An 18,815-nucleotide genomic window follows, 5' to 3' on the forward strand; every position below is an offset into this window, starting at 1 on the left:
TTCTCCCGCTGAAGCTTCCGCTCTCCCGCCGATGTTTGCGCTCTCCCGCCGAAGTTCCTCCTTGCTTACATGGAAAAAGACAGCACAGCTGCTGCCTTTTTTATTCCCTGTTTATATTCGTTTTACACCAGTGAGCACAATATTGCTTGCCGGCATCGAAGGAACTTTCACCATGCTGTAACTCAATTCCTGTGCGGGCACCTGATAGTTCATCCGGTTCACCAGGAAATCGAGCGCAATCTTCATCACGCGGATGGTGATCCACTCTCCGGGACAGCGATGGCCCATCATATAATCCCCGCCACCCTGCGGCAGAAAACTAAACGGGCTTTCCTCCCAGTCGGCGAAACGTTCCGGGTTAAACTGCTCCGGGTTTTCCCACAACTTTGGGTCATGGTTGGTTCCGTAAAAATCAAGCAGTACGAGGGTGCCTTTCTTAAACGAAACCCCCTTCCAGTCAAAGCTCTCTTTCACCTTTGCCGCCTGAAATGGGAAGAACGGATAGTAACGGCGCACTTCCTGAACGAACATCTGCTGATGGCCTTCTTTTCCCGCCCGCAGCTCCTCCCGCTCCTCCGGATAATGTAAGACAGCCAGGGCAGTAAAACTGATATAAATGGAAATCGCCACAATCGGCCGAATGATGTTCAGGATCTCGACGGCTGCCGTGTGTGTATCCATCAGATTACCGTCCAGTTCCTCATGCCAGGCCATCGTAAAAAGGGCAGTATCCTCATCAGGAAACAGCTCGCCGCCCCGCACCTGCTCCACCAGCCCGCGAATCCAATCCTCTGACCGTTCGCGTGCTTTTCTGGCTTTAAAGTGCTTTGGACGAACGGTTGCGGGCCCCTCGAACATCGCACTGACATCAGCCGTCCGCTGCTTCAGCTCCGTGGCCCACAGCGGAACACCCGCCCACTCACAGGCCGCACGCATCAGCAGCAGTTTGGCTTCTTCATAAAGAACTGTCTGCTTCTGGCCTTCCCACGCATCCAGCGCAGTCACCCATTGACGCTCCACAATCTCATCCATTTTCTTGAGCCGATCCGGCGTCATCAGCGACATGAACATATCCTTGCGGTGACGGTGCGCCTCCCCGTCCAATGTCTGCACACTGTTCTTCCCAAGCAATGTTTTCTTGACCGGTCCTGGTGCGACCCCATGCCGCTTAAATTTTTCCGTATCATAAAAAAGCTCCGCTGCCTCTTCACCGCCCATGCAGATCGCTTTTTGCCCAAGCAAACGGGTCTCAAACACATCGGATTGAAAGCTGTGCCGCCGGTTGAAAATGTACAAATTTCCTTCCCTTAGTGCATCCAGGCTGTGATCGAGTCCTTTTTCCTTTGCGTGCTGAACTTTAGCTGACATACGTATTCCCCCTCCTGAAAGAAACATTTCCTTTTATTCTACCCTCTGTTAGCAGGGTTAAACAGGAAAGGGAATTGCACGCTCAGCTCGTCCGCTTCACAACCAGCACCTTCAAATAATTACTCGGCGGATAGTCCTTGCTCGTCTGAAAATCGGGCGGCAGGGAAAACTGCTCCAGAATGTGAAAAGATGCTCCTGCATCACGAAACCCCTTATCCACAAAACTTTTCAGCTTCTTCATCCCAAAGCTGGCATTATTCGTCGATATCACCAGCATTCCATTCGCAGTAACCGAGAGCGCATCCTCAATCAGTGCAGGGTAATCTTTGGCCGTGCTGAATGTGCGTTTTTTGGAGCGGGCAAAACTCGGCGGGTCCAATACCACCATGTCAAAGCTCAAGCCTTTCCTCCTGGCATATTTAAAGTAATCAAAGACATCCATCACGTGGATATCCTGCTGTTCAAAATCAATCCCATTGACACTGAACTGCTCAATTGTCTTGTTCTTGCTGCGTTTTGCCAGGTCCACACTTGTCGTCTTTTCCGCTCCGCCAAGTGCCGCTGCGACCGAAAAGGCGCCGGTATAGGAAAACGTGTTGAGCACATGTTTTCCTTTGGCATATTTATCCCGAATCGCTTTTCTGACCTCACGCTGGTCGAGGAAAATCCCTGTCATCGCCCCGTCATTCAAATACACCGCATAGTGGATGCCATTTTCCATGACAAGGAGCGGGAATTCGCCGCGTTCCCCTTTGACAAAATCATCATCCTCTATGTAGCTGCCTTTGGTGTCAAAGCGCTTTTTCTCATAAATTCCCCGGTAATCCCCCAGCTCATCCAGCACGCGGATTACCTGGTCCTTAAAGCGAAAAATCCCCTCACTATACCAGCTGATAAGGTAAAAGCCTGCATAATAATCGATCTGCAACCCGCCGATGCCGTCGCCTTCCCCATTGAAAATCCGGAACGCATCCGTGTTTTCGTCATGGTAAAAGCCCTGCCGCTTATTGATCGCAGCGAGAATTTTTTGCTTGAAAAAGAGGAAATCAATCTTTTCCCCTTCCTTATTGGTGAGCACCCAGCCAATCCCTTTATTCTGCATACCGCAATATCCCTTAGCAATAAAGGAACCCTGCTCATCCTGCAAATGGACAATGCTTCCCTCCTCGGCAGAATCCGCGCCCTGCGCGATGGTATCCCGGCGGATCAGCGGATAGCCTGCTTGGTACTGTTTGACGAAATTTGGCTTCACTTGCCATGTTATGACTTTTGCCATCGTATCATCCTATCTCATTTATTCTCGATTAACTCCAGATGAAACTCCCCAACTGCTCCCGCCTCGTATAAATTGGTGATCGAGGTGTAATAGCGATGAATCGTAGCAGGAAACTCCAGCTGCCGTCCCGGTATCTGTACGACAAAATCATTTTCATACAGCAGTGTGGTTACATCGTGAGAAGTTTCGTTTGTGACGGTGAAATCAAAGCTGATTTTAAGCTGTTTGCCTTGGTTTTCCTGTAAATTGCGCACGTGGAAAGTTCTATTATTAATCAGGACCTTTTCTTCCATTATTATCATCCTCCTGCATCCATAATATCATGCCCGGGCAGGGGAGTATTTCTTCCTGCTTATTCAGGACTCACAATCATATTAACATAGGTTCCCATATCGAGCTCCAGCTGTTCCGGCACTCGGACAAGGATAGTTGTCTCTACATGTAAAACATTTCCAGATCCCAGACCGCCAGATGGATTATAGGGATCCCGAGTGTCCTCGTTACCTGAGCCGCTGAACTGCCGATATGGCATTTCTAGACGAAATGACGTAAAATCCAGTTCGACAGTTTCCGGCTTGATAACCGTTAGCCGGCCTTCCTCCGATTGCACCCTTGGCTCTCTAATATGTTCGGTTATGCGCTCTCCATTTATAAAAATTGGCGTCTGATAAAATAGCACTTCCACTTCCTGAGAAAGCTCATCCGTACGCTTGACCATGATAGGAATGCCGTTAACATCGTTTCCAGGGGCAGTTATCTGCAGTTCCTCCTGCTCCAAGGGAAACGTCCATTGATTTCGCAAATAGTCCGGATTGATTTCATCCTTTCTGCCATCCGAAATAAGCTGATTAAGAGTAGGTTCAACTGTGTATTGGTTGCCCTCCGCACTTTCCGTGGCACGATCAATAGGAAGGAACAAAAACACCACTGGCGAAAGCACCAAAACGGCAAAATAACAAATGATTGCCCAAGCAGCTCCTTTACGGTAAAAATAAGTATATTTTCCTATCTTGCTAGCTGCGAAATAAATTAACACGAAGACAGTAAGAACAATTATAATTGGCATAAACGCCATCATGGTCTAACCTCCTTCCTTAATGAGATTAAAATAGAACAAAGAAACAACAGCCCCGTGGTAAGCAATGTTTTTAACAGAAATGGGAAAAAGGAGTGCTCAGCGAAGAAGAACAGTCTTATTTGTTCAAAAAATCTCTCTTGGTCTATCCCAAAGATAAATCCACCAACGAGGACAACGGGCACGACAACGATCAACCCGCGATGCAATTGCACAATCGACCCGATCAGGTATCCCACTCCGCCAAACAGCAGCAGATACAGAAATATTGCCGCCATTCCGCTGAATAATTCTCCGGCTCCTGCAGGCATTCCCGCACTTACAAAGTTTTCACTTGAGAAAAGATACGTCACTGTGCGCACCAGGAATCCTGACAATAACACCGTAACGGCACCTATGAGGCTCGCCGCCACCAGAAACAGGATGTTCGATAAATTGCTGCTCAGCCGCGAGGTGACGAAAACAAAATCGTCCTCTTTGTAAGCCCTTGTTGTAAGAAGGATCGAACTGATAAACATCCATACCATCGTAAGCATGAAAACAGTATCTGCCGAATAAAAATGGATGTTAATGCTGACATTACCTGACCCCATGCCCATCATACCCGAGTTACCGAAAAGAAACGCAAATAGCTGAACAATCACCATCGTTAAAAATATGCCGGAATACGCCTGTAATTTATAGATAAACTGGTTCCACACCAGACCGCCCAACCCCGGACTATTTAAAGACATCATCTATCGCTCCCCTCTGTTTATTTGTCAGGTAAATGCACACATCATTCGCTGAAACCGGCGAAACAGAAAGGCCTATTCGTTCTGCTGTTTCCAGGGAAATATCCTGATTACGAATAACAACATAGGCAGTATTTTTGTCTATCTCTTTTGAAAATAAGACACGTTTACCGTTCACCCATGGAGTCAAAATCTCCCTTCTACCTGTCAGTCCCACGGCATATTCCCTGAATTCATCGATCGGCGCATGCAGCAGCTGCCTCCCTTCATCGATAAGCAATATATCTTCCAGCACATCCTCCAGTTCCTCCAAATGGTGACTCGAAACGATAATTGTCCGCGGATGGGCGATGTAATCTTTCAACAAAGCCCGGTAAAAGTCGCTCCTTACTGCCGCATCCATCCCATTTGTCGGCTCATCAAACATCGTCAATCCGCAGCGGGAAGCCAGCCCGATAATCATATTAAACGTGCTTTTCTTCCCTTTGGACAGCCGCTGGTGAATTTGATCAGGTTGAAAGTTAAAATGTTGGAACAGGCGCATAGCCAGCTGCATATCCCAATTTGCATAAAACCGCTCTGCTGCAGTAAAAATTTCCGTTAACGTCAAGGCGGTAGGAAAATTTACCTGCTCATCGATCAGGATGGTATTGGCGGAGGCAAAAATATTATTAAATGGCCGCTCGGAAAATACTTTCACTTCACCGGCCGTCTCCCTCCAGAATCCGGCTAAAATTTTCATCAAGGTCGTTTTCCCCGCACCATTCCGGCCAATAAGACCTGTGATGGTATTTTCCTCGATATGGAAAGAAAGCCCATTAAATACGTGATGATGCCACCCCTGCTTTTTCACTAGATCTGTACACTCAATCGCCTTCATGATTCATCCCCCTTGTTAAGCTCACTATTCATCGCTCGCATCATCGTGATCAGTTCCTCTTCGCTCACATCCAACCGCTCCGCTTCCAACACCGTCTCCCGTAGCAAACCTTTTAATGTCTGGTTCTTTCGTTTGTCCGTAATGATGCTTTTTGCCTCTTTGGCAACAAATTTCCCCAGGCCCCGCTTGCTGTAGAGGATTTTTTCATCGGAAAGTTTGGTTAAACCCTTCGCTGCTGTTGCCGGGTTAATAGTAAACATCTCGGCAAGCTGATATTGAGAATAGACTTTTTCATCCGGCTGAAAATTTCCATTCAGAATCTCCGCCTCCAGCCACTCCGCAATTTGTATGTATATTGGTTTTCCCCCATCGGAATTCAGAATCAAGCTTGCCACCTCCTACAACTGAACCAGTGCATTAGTCGTGTAATGTAGTATACTACATATTTTAAGTGAGAGCAATATAAAAATGCCCCTGGAGTGGGACATTTTTGGATGCCGCTTGTTTGGTTATGGTGTGCGGTGTGGGACGGTGTGTTTTCGGCTCTTCAGTTGATGTGTGCTCTGCTCGGTCGGAAGTTCTCCCTCTGGACGGGAAGTTTTTTCTCTCGGACGGAAGTTTTCCCTCTCGGACGGAAGTTTTCCCTCTCGGACGGAAGTCCTCCCTCTCGGACGGAAGTTTTCCCTCTCGGACGGAAGTCCTCCCTCTCGGACGGAAGCTCTCTCCAGCTGAAGTCCCCGCCCCACTCAATCCACCCCAACCACCGTACTCCTCCTCTCCAGCATAACTACATCCCGCCAGGCGCCGTTTAATTTGCCGACGCGCTGGCGGACACCAATCTCACGGAAACCAGCACGCTTATGCAGTCGAATGCTGGTTTCATTTTCTGGAAAAATACCAGATTGCAGTGTCCAGAAACCATCTGCCTCACTTTCCTCAATTAACGCCTGCATCAGCCTCGTGCCCAGGCCTTTTCCCGCTGCAGAAGCACGGAGATAGATACTTAGTTCTGCCACCCCGGCATAAGCCGCTCTGCTGGATGTTGGAAGCAATGCTGCCCAGCCAAGAACCGCATCGCCTTCCCGCGCGACCAGCCGACACTCCGGCAAATATTTATTGTCCCATCCTCCCCATTCAGGAGCTTCCGTATCAAACGTGGCGTTTCCTGTATGTATCCCTTCTATGTAAATTTCGCGGATTTGCTCCCAGTCTGTACTTTTCATGTTTTCAATGATTATCCCGTTTTCCATTCGATCACCTTTTTCAGTAAAATATCTTCCATCATCTTACCATAATCCTTCCTGTCTGTTGCTTGCAATTTTTGGATAACACTTTTGATATAAATCACAAAACCCTTTACAATAGAAGAAATGCAACAGTGACACGAACCTGGAGGAAACCCTATGAAAATCTACGTCGATGCAGATGCCAGTCCTGTAAAAGCTGTCGTGACAGAGGTAGCACAAGAGAAAAAAATCCCTGTCGTGCTGGTGATGAGCTTTTCCCATTTTTCCCATGACGAAGAAACAAAAGGGGTGGAAACAGTGTATGTCGACAGTGGTGCGGATGCGGCGGATTACCGGATCATGCAGCTGGCGCGGAAAAACGACATCATTATTACACAGGATTATGGCCTCGCCTCGCTCGCGCTGGCCAAAGGATGCCTGGTGCTGCATCATAAAGGATTTGCCTATACCTCAAGCAACATCGATCAGCTGCTGGAATCTCGTTACGCCAGTGCCATGGCCCGGAAAAGCGGCAAGCGCACCAAGGGCCCAAAAGCATTTACCCAAGCGGACCGTGAGAAATTCAGAGAGCTGCTTCAGAAAACCATACAAAATCACAAGGAGGATATCCATGAAGATCACATCGATTGAGCCGACACCCAGCCCTCACTCCATGAAAATCAACTTGGACGAAAAACTTCCGGACGGCGAAACGCGCGATTACAAGCTGAAAGAGGACAACAGCAACAGTCCGGGATATGTGCAGAAACTGTTTGCCATCGAGGGCGTGAAGGGACTGTACCATGTGATTGATTTTATCGCATTGGAACGCCATCCGAAAAGCGCCTGGGAAGATATTTTACCCCAGGTGCGCGAGGTGCTGGGATCCGCTGAAGAGAAACCGGTGGACTTAACCGCACAAAAGACAGAGCCAGACGATGCATTTGGCGAGGTGAAGGTATTTATTCAGGAATTTCGCGGCATCCCAATGCAGGTGAAGTTGCAGGATGGAGACGAGGAGAAACGGTTTGGCCTGCCGGAGCGGTTTGCCGATGCGGCCATGCAAGCGTCCACCGCCTCGGAAAATATGCTGTTTGAACGAAAATGGGTGGAACAAAGCCCGCGATATGGGGATATGCAGGAAATGGGGAGTGACGTAGCGGAAGAGATTGATGCCAGTTACGATCCAGACAGGTTGAAAGAATTAGTCAACCAGGCGATCAGCGGCAGTCCAGCTCCAGAGTCCCTTTCCACCAAGAAAAGAGACCGCGTTACCGTAGAAATGCTGGACAGTCCGGAATGGAAAGAACGCTACGCAGCGCTCGACCGGATTATCGAGCCAACGCTCGAGGATTTGCCCGTACTGGATAAGGCATTGGACGATTCCAAAGCATCCGTCCGCCGCCTGTCCACCGCCTTTCTCGGAATGATTGAGGAGCCGGAAGTTCTCCCATATTTATACAAAGCCCTAAAAGACAAAGCAATCAATGTGCGGCGCACGGCAGGAGACTGTATTTCCGACCTCGGATTCAAGGAAGCCATGCCGGAAATGATCCGCACGCTGGACGATCCAAGCAGACTTGTCCGCTGGCGGGCCGCCATGTTTTTATACGAAACTGGCGACGAAACAGCCATCCCCGCCCTGACAAATGCAGCAGATGATCCGGAATTTGAAGTCCGCATGCAGGTGAAAATGGCCCTGGCCCGTATTGAAGGCGGGGAAGAAGCTCAAGGATCGATCTGGGCTCAAATGACGGAGGCCGCCAAGCAGAAGTAGTTTTAAAGAGCCAGTTCAGAGTGATTTGTTTTCTGGGCTGGTTTCTTCTATTTCCATTCTGTTCCCAAAAACGAAAAAATCAGCGCATCGTGTGACTGTTTATTTTGATAGAGGTACGCCCTTAACAACCCTTCTTTCATAAAACCTAAACGTTTTAATAGTTGTATTGATGACTCATTTTCCGGATAAGTTATCGCACCCATTCTGAATATCTCAAGATCTTCAAAAGAATAACGCAATACTTCTTTTACCGCTTCGGTCATAAACCCTTTTCTCCAATAGGAAGGATGCAGTTCAAAACCAATCTCCGCTTTTTCACTCCAGCTACTGAGGTTGTTCAACCCACTGTGCCAACAAAAGCATCTGTCTCTTTTAATACAAGCCCCCATCTTATGCCTCTCTTGCTCTCATAAGCGCTTTGGAAAGAATCTACTACTTTTGAAGCATCTTCTATATTTTTCAAGCTATCCATCCCGTAATATTTCGTTACTTCGTCTTTTGACATAATTTCAAAAAAACTTTGGGTATGCTCCTCTTTAACTTGAACTAATTTCAGCCGGTTTGTCTCCAGCTCCGGAAATGCCATGCAACTTCCTCCCCTTGGCATGTCATAAAATAATCCTACCCTTTATGTTCTCAATAATTTCGATCACACTTGCATTTTCGGTATCTATGTATTCTCCAAAATCGTTTTCCTTAAAGGCATCTAAACATTTGTCCGTCTGCTGAAAACACCAATTACCTTCTTCCTCTCCGCGATTCCTAAGTCTTTCGTAAATGGCCTCTTTACTTGCTGTTAAACAAAAATGGTAAGTATGTTTATCGATATTCTTGAATCCATTTACAATGTATTGGAAGTTATCTTGGTTTCGAATAGTCATTGGCACTATTAAGTTCATTCTATATTTCTCAATTAAGAAATCCGCGACATTAACAGTAAAAACTTTCCAAAGCTGTAAATCTTGAAAATCTCCTGTCTCAGCCTCACATCGCTTTATATTTTCAGGGATAATATTTCGTAACATAAAACCTATTTCTTCAGGATCATATATCATACTTTTGCTAACTTCCTTTAAGAGTTCATTAGCAACAGTGGTTTTCCCCACACCAAATGCTCCATTTATCATGATAATCATTTATTATTTCTCCATTTCATTAATGAGATTAATCATAAGCCACAGCAATATCAGCAATTTCCTTAATAACCGAGTGAACTCCTTCATCGTCTTTGACTACAAATAAATAGTCTGCTTCGCCCTCTGCCGGATCTATTACATCTTCTTTCAAAGAATCAGCCTGCTGCCGAGCAAGCACTTCTTCAAAATTAGAAGCAGCTCTAAATATATTGGTACTCCGGCTGCTTTTAGCAACCCGCTCCCGCAAAACATCATCCGGTGTATCAAAGTGAACGAGAACACGGACAAACTCTTCCTTACGAAACAACTCTTCAAGCAAATACAAACGGCCTTGTCGAGTTCGATTTGAGTTGCAGATTATTAAATGAAAATCCGTGTTCTTTTTAGCGTAATCAACAATCAGCTTTGAAAGGGCATGTTTAAGCGTATTAGGCCCCCATTTTGGCTGTAAGTTATTATAATAGGTGTTGATAAATTCAGCGTGATTATCCTGATCCATAACAAATGAGTTGTCCAGCGCTTTTTCTAACGCTCTTGCGAATGTTGTTTTCCCGCTGTGGGTTTTACCTACTGTGATGATTACCAGCCTTTTCATCTCTTCAACTCCATTATTAATTTTTAGAACTCAATAAGAAACGGCTGACGTTCTTCGTTCAAGCAATACTCAATCCTCTGCCTGAAATTCCCGACAGTAACCATATTTAATGCTTCATCTACAGGAAAAAAGCCGACTTCCAGACTTTCAGGACTTGTGGTCGGTTCTCCGCCTATCGGTTTTCCTACAAACAACGTGTTACAAATAGCGCCCTTTACATTCTGGAATATCCCGCAGAACTTTATGACCTCAATATCAATCCCTGATTCTTCTTTTGTCTCCCTCACAGCTGCATCCTTTATTGATTCCCCTTCTTCCACCTGACCTCCTGGCATTTCCCATCCTCGTCTCGGTCCCTTGATTAGTAAAATTTCTCCTTTATCATTTAAAACGATTGCTGCTGCAGAAACAATGTGCTTTGGAATTGTCATTTACATAACCCCCGGAAAACTCCTTAATTTATTATTAATTCTATAGGCTATCCTGAAATTCCTTCTTATTTATCAAAATGCCCCTCCCCATAGACAAATCCTCCCCCATTCTTTATAATGGCAATAACAACCAACGGAAGGGTGAACCATTCTAAAATGAAGTACTAATCCTGTTTTATAAGAAAACATTCAAATGAAGCACCGGAAAATTGGCAGGGATATCTGCGTGTTTTTGTGTGCCTTCAGATGAATCTTTCGGAACAGGGTTGGTATTAAAATGGTTAGATGGTGGGAGAATTTGCCTGAAGAAGGTATTTAGCCTTTTTCACCCGAAAAAAGCAGTTTCTTCCCATTCGCATCTGGCGCAGAGCGGAATTCTCTCCCACTTTGCCCGCTGCGTCCCAAGCCTCCTGTTCTGAAAAGGACCGGGAGGCTTTTTCTGTGCTTAAAAGCAAATGAAACGGGGGATGAACCATGATTTTACTCGAAGCGAACCAGTTGAAAATCTATGTGAAAGACCGGCTGCTGATCGATGCAGAACAGCTGCGGATTCAAGCGGGCGACCGGATCGGGCTCGGTGGGCGAAACGGCAGCGGAAAGACGACGCTCTTGGAAGTGCTTGCCGGTGTCAGGGAGCCAAGTGAAGGCATCGTCAGCTCCACAGCGACATGTGAGCTGCTCCCGCAATTGAAGGAAACCAACACGACGAAAAGCGGCGGGGAGGTTACCCAGGACTATATCAACCAATCCCTTGCCAAAAAGACGGATATCCTGCTTGCCGATGAGCCGACAACGAACCTGGACACCAGCCATATTGAAAAGCTGGAAAAACAGCTGCAGCGCTGGCAGGGTGCATTGGTGATCGTCTCGCATGACCGCGCATTTCTTGACGCACTTTGCACCACGATTTGGGAGATAGACGAAGGGAAAATCACAGCTTACAAAGGGAATTACACTGATTATACCAAGCAAAAAGAGCAGGAGATCCGCCAACAACAAGAAGCCTATGAGCAATACACCCAGAAGAAACGGCAACTGGAGCAGGCCCTGAAACTGAAAGAGCAAAAAGCACAGCGAGCCACCAAAAAGCCGAAGAAGGTGAGTTCCTCTGAGGCGAAAATCACCGGCGCCAAACCTTATTTTGCCAACAAACAAAAGAAACTAAGGCAATCGGCCAAAGCAATGGAAACACGGCTGGAGAAGCTGGAAAAAGTCGAGAAAGTAAAAGAAACAGCTCCGGTGAAAATGGCGTTCCCCGATCAGGAAACACTTCATGGCAAGGTGGTTTTACGAGCGGAAGACGCCGAGGGGAAAATTAATGAGCGGGTTCTATGGCACCCAACGACTTTTCACATTAAGGGAGGCGACCACCTGGCCATCATCGGCAATAACGGCAGCGGGAAAACGACACTGCTGAAAAAAATGATAAGCGAACAACCAGGCTTCACGCTCTCTCCTGCTGTGAAAATTGGTTATTTCAGCCAGAATCTCGACATTCTCGATCCGGTGCGGACCATCCTGGAAAATGTCAGTACCACTTCCAGCCAGAGTGAAACATTTATCCGCACCGTGCTGGCCAGGCTGCATCTTTTCCGTGAAGATGTTTATAAAGAAGTGAAGCTGCTCAGCGGTGGAGAGCGGGTTAAAGTGGGGTTAGCCAAGCTGTTTGTGAGCGACATCAATACGCTTATTCTCGATGAACCGACCAACTTCCTCGATATTGAGGCATTGGAAGCATTAGAGGAACTGCTGGCTGGTTATCCTGGAACCATCTTACTCGTATCCCACGACCGGCGTTTCATCGAGCATATTGCTGAGCGGGTTTTGGTTATTGAACAGCAGGAGATTGGTTTGTTTGAAGGATCGTATTCCGATTATAAACAAGCGGGGGCGCCGGAAGAACGGGATGTTGCGGAAGAAGAATTAATGGTTGTTGAAACCAGATTGTCTGAGGTGCTTGGGAAGCTCAGCATTGAGCCAACGGATGAGCTGGAGGAGGAATTTCAGGAGTTGTTGGCGAGGAAGAGGGATCTGAGAGGGTAAAGGGTTATGGATCAAAATTAACTGGGAGTGTTTTTCGCCCTTGGGTTGAAGTTCTTGCTCTCCGGTTGAAGTTCTCGCTCTCCGGTTGAAGTTTTTCAAAAGGTATCCTTTTGTTTACTAAAAATAAGCGTGGTACCCACTATCATGGATTAGTGAGATACCACGCTTATTTTTTAATTGACTGGAGTTTTGTCCCAGCCTCTTTTATAAAGGAATATAGAGGCAACAAAGCAAAGAGCAGCAAAAACCAATAAGAGATAAAAAAACACCTGTCCTCCTACTGTAAAGGAAATAGCTGTAGCGATACTTCCCAGTAATAAGACCACTCCAAGCAATATACTATAAACAGCTAAAAATCTTGGTTTTGTTCTGAAGAAATAGTATCCAACTAAAATCAACAGATATATCATACTCACCATCATTATAACAGGAAAAGTTGGGGAGAATTTAGCTGCATATATAAAGTAATCCAGACCAGAAATATCATTTGGCCCAGTCACTTCCCCATTTAACCATGTAGAAAATGGCGTTGAATATTCCCACTCCCATGAGTCTGTTAAAATATTACTCCCTTCATACCATGATGCCATCGTAGAAAGCAAAAAAATAACAATTACTATGCCAACCTGAGCCCAAAATAAAATCATCTCTTATTCATCCTTTTTAAAATAAGGTTTTTGCCTATTCCCTCGATCAGCCACACGCATCAACTTTCTTTGAAGATATTTCTATTTTAAAAGTGTAAGAAAATAACGTCAATACTTAACATAAATTTATATATGTAAGGAGTGGTATAATAAGAACATAGCCCGATTCAGCGACTTATCGTCACCACTCGTACGAAACAGCTTGAGACTACTGTGGAGAGCGTAGTCAAAGGATGAGAGGGGAAACAGCTGGAATTCATCCGCCGGCGAAGGGCGCAACAAAAAACAGAATCGACGGATGGGCGCGATCAGTAACAAGAGCTCGCGACCCACCTCGCACGAAACACTTCCGCCGATCATTTCCCTAACCTAACCAATTTCGGATACAATAGAAAACCCCCTCTCCAAGGAAAGGGGGATCACAGTAAAGGTTTAAGCAGGGCGGCAATCCTGATCTCTGGTAACTACAGATAACTGCAGCGCGTGGGGCACCTTTCCCACCTCAAAAACCTTTACTTTTAATTATTATGCTGTTAATGAATTTGTATTATTCTTCTGTAATAATATTGTACCCCAATTTTGTACTTTTGTAAACATACAATAACGTTTTGCTATCCCTGTCTACATTTTAAGTAAAAAAAGAAAACTCATAAATACGTTTTGATCTCAGTCTCTTTCTGATCTTTTGAGGTCCGTTATCGAGTTTAAAAAATGACCCGAGAAATAAACCAGTGCGGGGGTTTAACTTAATGGCAATCAATACATATTCATCGACCATTTTATATAGCTCGACACTATTTGGCTCTCTTGGATTTTGACCTGCGTAATCAGGATTAGAAATCATATATGGTATGTCTTGATAGTATAGCAGAAATTCATCCCAGTGCCCGCGCTTTTTAAATGTTTCCGTAAACCAGGTGCCATATGTACTTCATAAGAATTACATTGAATCCCATAGTACTTTATAATACATTCAGGAATAACACCAACTAATTGATATGTTACAGCATTTGGATCAATTATTATTTTTTTCATCTATAACAACCCTTTTTTGGTATGAATTATTATCATTTTACCTTAAGTAGGACAATTATCATATGCCAAAACTACCATTTTTCTTTTTTTGCAAATACATCTGCCAATCATTTCCCTCCCCCACCCACTTTCCGATACAATAGAAAAGCACCAAGAATGGAATGACCAAAACTAGGGAAATTAACAATAGGAATTACTGTCATCAAATGCTTTTATTCGTTTTACAAGGAAGTGATGCAAAATGGAAACAGCCTCAACAACCGCTATTCAATTCAATGATGTGAGTTTTTCCGCTGAAGGCGACCAAATCCTCCGCTCGATTAGCGGAGACTTCCCCGAGGGAAAAATCACCACATTAGTTGGTCCTTCCGGTGCCGGGAAAACAACGCTGATTAAATTATGCAATGGCCTCATTTCGCCGGACAGCGGCGAAATCCTCATTAAAGGGAAACCGATTCACGACTATGAGCCGACCGAACTGCGCCGCAAAGTCGGCCTGGCCCTGCAAAGCGCCACGATGACGAGTGGCACAGTAATGGACAATCTCAACATGCCCCGGCAGCTGCAAGGCGAGGAACTTCCCGAAGCAGAGGCAAAAGAGCTGCTCTACCACGTGGGACTGCAAGAAAGTTTTCTTCACCACCGCACAAAGGACTTATCAGGCGGGCAGCGGCAGAAAGTTTCGATTGCCCGGACACTCGTCAACCGGCCAAAGATTCTGCTGCTGGACGAGATCACGTCCTCGCTTGACCGCGTGTCTCAGCAGGATATCGAGACACTGATTGCGAAAATCAATCACAGTTACGGCACGACGATCATCTGGATCACCCACAACTTGCATCAGGCGCTCAACGTCGGGGATTTTACCTGGGTGATGATGGCCGGTGAGGTAGTGGAAACCGGCGAAAGCTCGCTGTTAAACGCTCCGAAAACAGAAAGGGTGCAGCGGTTTGTGAAGGGGGAAATCGAATGAGTTATCTCACGTTGTCCATCACTCTGATATTCGTTATCATCCCACTCGTGCTGTCGAAAACCCTGAATCTTGGACTGGAACGGGACACGATCGTGGCCACGGTGCGCTCGATTATCCAGCTGCTGATCGTCGGCTACTTGCTGCAATACGTATTCGCTGCCGACAACTTCATTTATATTGTGCTGATGATCCTCTTGATGATTGCTGCTGCGACACAGAATGCCCGGCGAAAAGGCGCATCGATTAAAGGTATCACCTGGAAGCTCGTGGTTACATTTATTTTTGTTGAAGTGCTCACCCAGGGAATTTTGCTCGGCCTGCAAATCACTCCGGCGACGCCCCAGTACATCATTCCAATCAGCGGCATGGTGATCGGCAACTCGATGGTGCTTGGCATTCTGTTTCTCAACCGCTTTACATCGGAAATCGAGACCCATCAGGATGAAACCGAGCTCGTCCTTTCTCTTGGCGGCACACCAAAGCAGGCGATTCATAATCAATTGATTGCTTCAATTAAAGCGAGTACGATCCCGACGATTGAAAGTCAGAAAACCATCGGACTCGTGCAACTGCCGGGTATGATGAGCGGGCAAATCATCGCCGGTGCCGACCCGGTGCAGGCCGTGCAATTTCAGCTGCTGATTTTGTTCCTGCTTCTTACCACTGCGGTCGTCACGAGCATTATGCTTGGATTTTTATCCTACCCGACCCTGTTCAATGACCGTATGCAGCTTTTGCGATTTGAAAAAGAAGATTAAAGTCGTTTATTTGGTGCCGCACACGGGAATTTTCTAAAATAGGAATATGGAATCCAACACGAGGAGGCACACAGCATGACAACAAAAACAAGAATTGGCAAAACAGATCTATACGTAAACCCGGTTGGCCTTGGCGCTAATGCCGTGGGCGGCCACAACCTTTATCCAAATACCGTAGATGAAGCTGGGCGCGAGCTGGTACGGGGAGCCATCCGTTCTGGCGTTTATTATATGGATACGGCGTTCAGTTATGGCTACGGCCGCTCCGAGGAACTGATCGGTGAAGTACTGAAAGAAACCGGTCAGCGCCAGGAGATCGTCATCGCAACAAAGGGAGCGCAGCGGTTCGTCGGGGAAGACACCGTTATCAACAACTCCCCTGATTTCCTGAAAAAAACCGTGGATGAAAGTCTCGCCCGGCTGCAAACCGATTATATTGACCTGTTTTACATTCACGCGCCGGATGAAAATACACCGAAATATGAAGCAGTCGGCGCGCTGAAGGAGTTAAAGGATGCCGGAAAAATCCGCGCGATTGGTGTCTCCAATCTGAGCATGGAGCAGTTAAAAGAGGCCAATCAGGACGGCTATGTCGATGTGTATCAGGGGCAATATAATCTGATCAATCGGGAAGCAGAGAACGATTATCTGCCATACACCGCCGAACAGCAGATTTCCTTTGTGCCTTTCTTCCCTTTCGCATCCGGACTGCTTGCCGGCAAATACACCAAAGACACCGAATTTCACGATTTCCGTTCCAACATGCCGCATCTCCAAGGGGAAGCTTTTGAAAAGAACCTGAAAAAAGTGGAACAACTGCGTGAAATTGCTGATGCTAAGCAGGCGGAGGTAGCACATGTAGTCCTTGCCTGGTATTTAACACGGGGTTCGATTGATACCGTCATTCCAGGCGCCAAACGGACGGAGCAGGTGCAAAACAATCTGAAAGCACTGGATGTTCAACTGACAGAGGCAGACATCCAACAAATCGGGGAAATTTTTTCTTAAATCGGAGCCGAGCGCCTGCTGATGAGCCGGTCGCTCGGCTGATTTATTGACATGATCCCGACAGCCCGATAACATTAATATAATTCAGAGTAAAATAATTCGGAGTAAATGGAGCGAAAGAGCGTATGAGCGAAAACTTATCCCTGAAATCCTTCGTTGTCTTAATGAAATCCGCGAAATACATGCAGGAAATCGTCAAAAAAGACATCAGCAGCCACGGCATGAAAATCTCGGATTTCGCCGTGCTGGAAGCCCTGTACCATAAGGGTCGGCAAACTATCCGGCAAATCTCCGAGGCTGTACTGATCAGCACCGGGTCGATCACCTATGTAATTGACAAGCTGGAAGCAAAGGGGCTGCTTGAGCGGAAACACTGCAGAGAGGACCGTCGCGTTGTCTATATTCACATAACCGATAAAGGCACACAGCTGATGGATGAAATCTTCCCCCAACATCAGCAGGTGATTGAGGAAATTTTCACAGATATCTCCGACACCGAAAAAGAACAGCTTATTGATCTATTGAAACAAGTTGGAAAACAGGAGGGCAAGGCAAAAGGTGAATAGAAAATGCTTTCCAGGGTTAGCAGACCGGTGAAGCCAGCCTTGTTCGGAAACTTTTTGCGCGAGTTGTCGTACGGGGCGCGCGACTCTGGACGATGTTCGCGCGATAGGACGTTGATGCCGCGCGATTTGTGGTGGTGTCGCGCGATTTGAAGCGGTGGCCGCGCGATTTTGTGGCGGTGCCGCGCGAATTGGGCCACTCCTCGCGCGACTTTAGATGACACTCGGCCGACTTGGAGTTTCGTTCGCCCGACTTGGAGTGGCGCTCACCCAACTTAACAGCCCCTCAACGAAAAAACTGTTCTGCCCCACAGGCAAAACGGTTTTTTCTAATTCCGAATAATAATATACACCAGGTAAACGATGTAGATAATTGCTAGTATCAACCCTTCCCGCTTGCCAATCTTGAAGTTGGTCCGGGAAAATACCATGAGCAACACAGTGAGCCCAATCATAATAAGGACATCAGTGAATACTACTCCGTTCACCGCAAGCGGACTGATTACCGAAGAGGCACCAAGGACGAACAGGATATTAAAGATATTGCTCCCAACAATGTTTCCCAGCGCAATCTCGCTTTCTTTCTTCAGTGCAGCGGAAATGGAAGTCACCAATTCCGGCAGCGATGTACCGACGGCAACAATCGTCAGCCCGACCAGCGTCTCACTCATCCCAAGGGAATAAGCGATTTCCGTTGCATTGTCCACGACCAGATCCCCGCCGAAAATAATCGCGGCTAGACCCAGCAGCGTAAAAAGTATGTTTTTCCCCCACTTCAAATCCTTAGAGCCAGTATCTTCTTCTGCGTTATTCCGGCTCCGCAAACCAATCTCGATCACATAATACATAAAAATCGACAGAAACAGCAGGAAAATCAACCCGTCACTGTGGGTCAACAGATTCTCGCCAACACCCTGCAGCATAATATCTCCCATCAGAACGAGCAGCACCACACTGGCAAGCAGGGTAAACGGAATCTCTTTCCTTATCGTCTCGTTTTCCACTTTCAATGGATACAAAAATGCAGCCACCCCGACGACCAGGGTAATGTTGAAGATGTTACTGCCGACCACATTTCCCAGTGAAACCTCCGCATTCCCTTCCAATGCGGCAATAATACTGACCGTAGCCTCAGGAGAACTGGTACCAAACGCTACGATTGTCAGCCCGATCAAGATGGGCGGAATACGCAAGAGCCTCGCAATATTCGAGGATCCATCCACGAAATAATCCGCTCCCTTGATAAGTAAAGCAAATCCAGCAATCAACAACACATATGCCATCATAACT

21 protein-coding genes and 1 pseudogene are annotated in these 18,815 nt (G+C 46.5%); 7 read left to right on the forward strand and 15 right to left on the reverse strand.

The genetic code is table 11. The features are described from left to right. Positions 1 to 111: 111 nt before the first annotated feature. From CEG13_RS13075 to CEG13_RS13115, 8 genes are all read right to left on the reverse strand, one after another. The gene (locus CEG13_RS13075; RefSeq protein ID WP_100012333.1) at positions 112 to 1,368 is read right to left on the reverse strand and encodes a CYP152 family fatty-acid peroxygenase CypC; all 1,257 of its coding nucleotides are present in this window, start codon (positions 1,366 to 1,368) and stop codon (positions 112 to 114) included. An 82-nt stretch (positions 1,369 to 1,450) separates the two neighbouring features. Then, on the reverse strand, positions 1,451 to 2,644 hold the full coding sequence (locus CEG13_RS13080) for a class I SAM-dependent rRNA methyltransferase (protein WP_100012334.1): 1,194 nt from the start codon (positions 2,642 to 2,644) through the stop codon (positions 1,451 to 1,453). A 14-nt stretch (positions 2,645 to 2,658) separates the two neighbouring features. Then, the gene (locus CEG13_RS13085) at positions 2,659 to 2,937 is read right to left on the reverse strand and encodes a DUF3219 family protein (RefSeq protein WP_100012335.1); all 279 of its coding nucleotides are present in this window, start codon (positions 2,935 to 2,937) and stop codon (positions 2,659 to 2,661) included. Positions 2,938 to 2,996: 59 nt separating this feature from the next. Further along, entirely contained in the window at positions 2,997 to 3,722 is a 726-nt protein-coding gene (locus CEG13_RS13090) for a hypothetical protein (RefSeq protein ID WP_100012336.1), read from the reverse strand. Beyond that, a complete protein-coding gene (locus tag CEG13_RS13095; RefSeq protein WP_100012337.1) occupies positions 3,719 to 4,456 on the reverse strand; it encodes a hypothetical protein in 738 nt (245 codons plus the stop codon). Before CEG13_RS13095 ends, CEG13_RS13090 begins: the two co-directional genes overlap by 4 nt. Then, positions 4,440 to 5,333, reverse strand: a complete 894-nt coding sequence (locus tag CEG13_RS13100; protein ID WP_100012338.1) for an ATP-binding cassette domain-containing protein — start codon at positions 5,331 to 5,333, stop codon at positions 4,440 to 4,442. The genes CEG13_RS13095 and CEG13_RS13100 overlap by 17 nt, the downstream gene beginning before the upstream one ends. Further along, positions 5,330 to 5,719, reverse strand: coding sequence for a GntR family transcriptional regulator (locus tag CEG13_RS13105; protein WP_100012339.1), 390 nt, complete (start codon positions 5,717 to 5,719; stop codon positions 5,330 to 5,332). Before CEG13_RS13105 ends, CEG13_RS13100 begins: the two co-directional genes overlap by 4 nt. Before the next feature lie 360 nt (positions 5,720 to 6,079). Next, on the reverse strand, positions 6,080 to 6,583 hold the full coding sequence (locus tag CEG13_RS13115) for a GNAT family N-acetyltransferase (protein WP_100012341.1): 504 nt from the start codon (positions 6,581 to 6,583) through the stop codon (positions 6,080 to 6,082). Between the two features lie 153 nt (positions 6,584 to 6,736). On the opposite strand from CEG13_RS13115, the gene CEG13_RS13120 reads away from it, so the two are divergent. Then, complete coding sequence (locus tag CEG13_RS13120) at positions 6,737 to 7,210, forward strand: YaiI/YqxD family protein (protein WP_100012342.1); 474 nt, start codon at positions 6,737 to 6,739, stop codon at positions 7,208 to 7,210. After that, on the forward strand, positions 7,191 to 8,336 hold the full coding sequence (locus CEG13_RS13125) for a conserved virulence factor C family protein (RefSeq protein WP_100012343.1): 1,146 nt from the start codon (positions 7,191 to 7,193) through the stop codon (positions 8,334 to 8,336). Before CEG13_RS13120 ends, CEG13_RS13125 begins: the two co-directional genes overlap by 20 nt. A 47-nt stretch (positions 8,337 to 8,383) precedes the next feature. On the opposite strand, the pseudogene CEG13_RS13130 reads toward CEG13_RS13125, so the two are convergent. The 4 genes and pseudogenes from CEG13_RS13130 to CEG13_RS13145 all read right to left on the reverse strand — a co-directional run bounded on the left by CEG13_RS13130 (position 8,384) and on the right by CEG13_RS13145 (position 10,498). Further along, a pseudogene (locus CEG13_RS13130) lies at positions 8,384 to 8,922 on the reverse strand (GNAT family N-acetyltransferase). Positions 8,923 to 8,944: 22 nt separating this feature from the next. After that, positions 8,945 to 9,472: an AAA family ATPase gene (locus tag CEG13_RS13135; RefSeq protein ID WP_100012344.1), complete on the reverse strand. Its 528-nt coding sequence runs from the start codon at positions 9,470 to 9,472 to the stop codon at positions 8,945 to 8,947. 28 nt (positions 9,473 to 9,500) lie between these two features. Further along, on the reverse strand, positions 9,501 to 10,067 hold the full coding sequence (locus CEG13_RS13140; RefSeq protein WP_100012345.1) for an ATP-binding protein: 567 nt from the start codon (positions 10,065 to 10,067) through the stop codon (positions 9,501 to 9,503). Positions 10,068 to 10,090: 23 nt separating this feature from the next. Further along, complete coding sequence (locus tag CEG13_RS13145; protein ID WP_100012346.1) at positions 10,091 to 10,498, reverse strand: NUDIX hydrolase; 408 nt, start codon at positions 10,496 to 10,498, stop codon at positions 10,091 to 10,093. 474 nt (positions 10,499 to 10,972) lie between these two features. Between CEG13_RS13145 and CEG13_RS13155 the strand changes: the two genes are divergently transcribed. Beyond that, positions 10,973 to 12,541, forward strand: coding sequence for a Vga family ABC-F type ribosomal protection protein (locus CEG13_RS13155; RefSeq protein WP_100012348.1), 1,569 nt, complete (start codon positions 10,973 to 10,975; stop codon positions 12,539 to 12,541). Positions 12,542 to 12,714: 173 nt separating this feature from the next. Here CEG13_RS13155 and CEG13_RS13160 read toward each other — a convergent pair whose 3' ends face one another. Continuing rightward, a complete protein-coding gene (locus CEG13_RS13160; RefSeq protein ID WP_100012349.1) occupies positions 12,715 to 13,188 on the reverse strand; it encodes a YjdJ family protein in 474 nt (157 codons plus the stop codon). A gap of 628 nt (positions 13,189 to 13,816) precedes the next feature. Beyond that, complete coding sequence (locus tag CEG13_RS19380; protein ID WP_420843801.1) at positions 13,817 to 14,059, reverse strand: PBECR3 domain-containing polyvalent protein; 243 nt, start codon at positions 14,057 to 14,059, stop codon at positions 13,817 to 13,819. A 405-nt stretch (positions 14,060 to 14,464) separates the two neighbouring features. Here CEG13_RS19380 and CEG13_RS13165 point away from each other — a divergent pair, with 405 nt between their 5' ends. From CEG13_RS13165 to CEG13_RS13180, 4 genes are all read left to right on the forward strand, one after another. Continuing rightward, positions 14,465 to 15,196, forward strand: coding sequence for an ABC transporter ATP-binding protein (locus CEG13_RS13165; RefSeq protein WP_100012350.1), 732 nt, complete (start codon positions 14,465 to 14,467; stop codon positions 15,194 to 15,196). Beyond that, on the forward strand, positions 15,193 to 15,954 hold the full coding sequence (locus tag CEG13_RS13170) for an ABC transporter permease (protein WP_100012351.1): 762 nt from the start codon (positions 15,193 to 15,195) through the stop codon (positions 15,952 to 15,954). The genes CEG13_RS13165 and CEG13_RS13170 overlap by 4 nt, the downstream gene beginning before the upstream one ends. Before the next feature lie 75 nt (positions 15,955 to 16,029). Next, positions 16,030 to 16,962, forward strand: coding sequence for an aldo/keto reductase (locus CEG13_RS13175; protein WP_100012352.1), 933 nt, complete (start codon positions 16,030 to 16,032; stop codon positions 16,960 to 16,962). Between the two features lie 125 nt (positions 16,963 to 17,087). Continuing rightward, positions 17,088 to 17,528: a MarR family winged helix-turn-helix transcriptional regulator gene (locus CEG13_RS13180; protein ID WP_100012353.1), complete on the forward strand. Its 441-nt coding sequence runs from the start codon at positions 17,088 to 17,090 to the stop codon at positions 17,526 to 17,528. A gap of 326 nt (positions 17,529 to 17,854) precedes the next feature. Here CEG13_RS13180 and CEG13_RS13185 read toward each other — a convergent pair whose 3' ends face one another. Then, positions 17,855 to 18,808: a calcium/sodium antiporter gene (locus CEG13_RS13185; RefSeq protein WP_100012354.1), complete on the reverse strand. Its 954-nt coding sequence runs from the start codon at positions 18,806 to 18,808 to the stop codon at positions 17,855 to 17,857. Between the last annotated feature and the right edge of the window lie 7 nt (positions 18,809 to 18,815).

It is taken from the genome of Lentibacillus sediminis (assembly GCF_002763455.1).
Classification (GTDB): domain Bacteria; phylum Bacillota; class Bacilli; order Bacillales; family Amphibacillaceae; genus Lentibacillus_D; species Lentibacillus_D sediminis_A.

Bases quoted from the DNA above. Each gene is read 5' to 3' on its own strand.
- CEG13_RS13075 (WP_100012333.1), bottom strand. From the start codon at position 1,368: ATGTCAGCTAAAGTTCAGCACGCAAAGGAAAAAGGACTCGATCACAGC.
- CEG13_RS13080 (WP_100012334.1), bottom strand. From the start codon at position 2,644: ATGGCAAAAGTCATAACATGGCAAGTGAAGCCAAATTTCGTCAAACAG.
- CEG13_RS13085 (WP_100012335.1), bottom strand. From the start codon at position 2,937: ATGGAAGAAAAGGTCCTGATTAATAATAGAACTTTCCACGTGCGCAAT.
- CEG13_RS13090 (WP_100012336.1), bottom strand. From the start codon at position 3,722: ATGATGGCGTTTATGCCAATTATAATTGTTCTTACTGTCTTCGTGTTA.
- CEG13_RS13095 (WP_100012337.1), bottom strand. From the start codon at position 4,456: ATGATGTCTTTAAATAGTCCGGGGTTGGGCGGTCTGGTGTGGAACCAG.
- CEG13_RS13100 (WP_100012338.1), bottom strand. From the start codon at position 5,333: ATGAAGGCGATTGAGTGTACAGATCTAGTGAAAAAGCAGGGGTGGCAT.
- CEG13_RS13115 (WP_100012341.1), bottom strand. From the start codon at position 6,583: ATGGAAAACGGGATAATCATTGAAAACATGAAAAGTACAGACTGGGAG.
- CEG13_RS13120 (WP_100012342.1), top strand. From the start codon at position 6,737: ATGAAAATCTACGTCGATGCAGATGCCAGTCCTGTAAAAGCTGTCGTG.
- CEG13_RS13125 (WP_100012343.1), top strand. From the start codon at position 7,191: ATGAAGATCACATCGATTGAGCCGACACCCAGCCCTCACTCCATGAAA.
- CEG13_RS13135 (WP_100012344.1), bottom strand. From the start codon at position 9,472: ATGATTATCATGATAAATGGAGCATTTGGTGTGGGGAAAACCACTGTT.
- CEG13_RS13140 (WP_100012345.1), bottom strand. From the start codon at position 10,067: ATGAAAAGGCTGGTAATCATCACAGTAGGTAAAACCCACAGCGGGAAA.
- CEG13_RS13145 (WP_100012346.1), bottom strand. From the start codon at position 10,498: ATGACAATTCCAAAGCACATTGTTTCTGCAGCAGCAATCGTTTTAAAT.
- CEG13_RS13155 (WP_100012348.1), top strand. From the start codon at position 10,973: ATGATTTTACTCGAAGCGAACCAGTTGAAAATCTATGTGAAAGACCGG.
- CEG13_RS13160 (WP_100012349.1), bottom strand. From the start codon at position 13,188: ATGATTTTATTTTGGGCTCAGGTTGGCATAGTAATTGTTATTTTTTTG.
- CEG13_RS13165 (WP_100012350.1), top strand. From the start codon at position 14,465: ATGGAAACAGCCTCAACAACCGCTATTCAATTCAATGATGTGAGTTTT.
- CEG13_RS13170 (WP_100012351.1), top strand. From the start codon at position 15,193: ATGAGTTATCTCACGTTGTCCATCACTCTGATATTCGTTATCATCCCA.
- CEG13_RS13175 (WP_100012352.1), top strand. From the start codon at position 16,030: ATGACAACAAAAACAAGAATTGGCAAAACAGATCTATACGTAAACCCG.
- CEG13_RS13180 (WP_100012353.1), top strand. From the start codon at position 17,088: ATGAGCGAAAACTTATCCCTGAAATCCTTCGTTGTCTTAATGAAATCC.
- CEG13_RS13185 (WP_100012354.1), bottom strand. From the start codon at position 18,808: ATGGCATATGTGTTGTTGATTGCTGGATTTGCTTTACTTATCAAGGGA.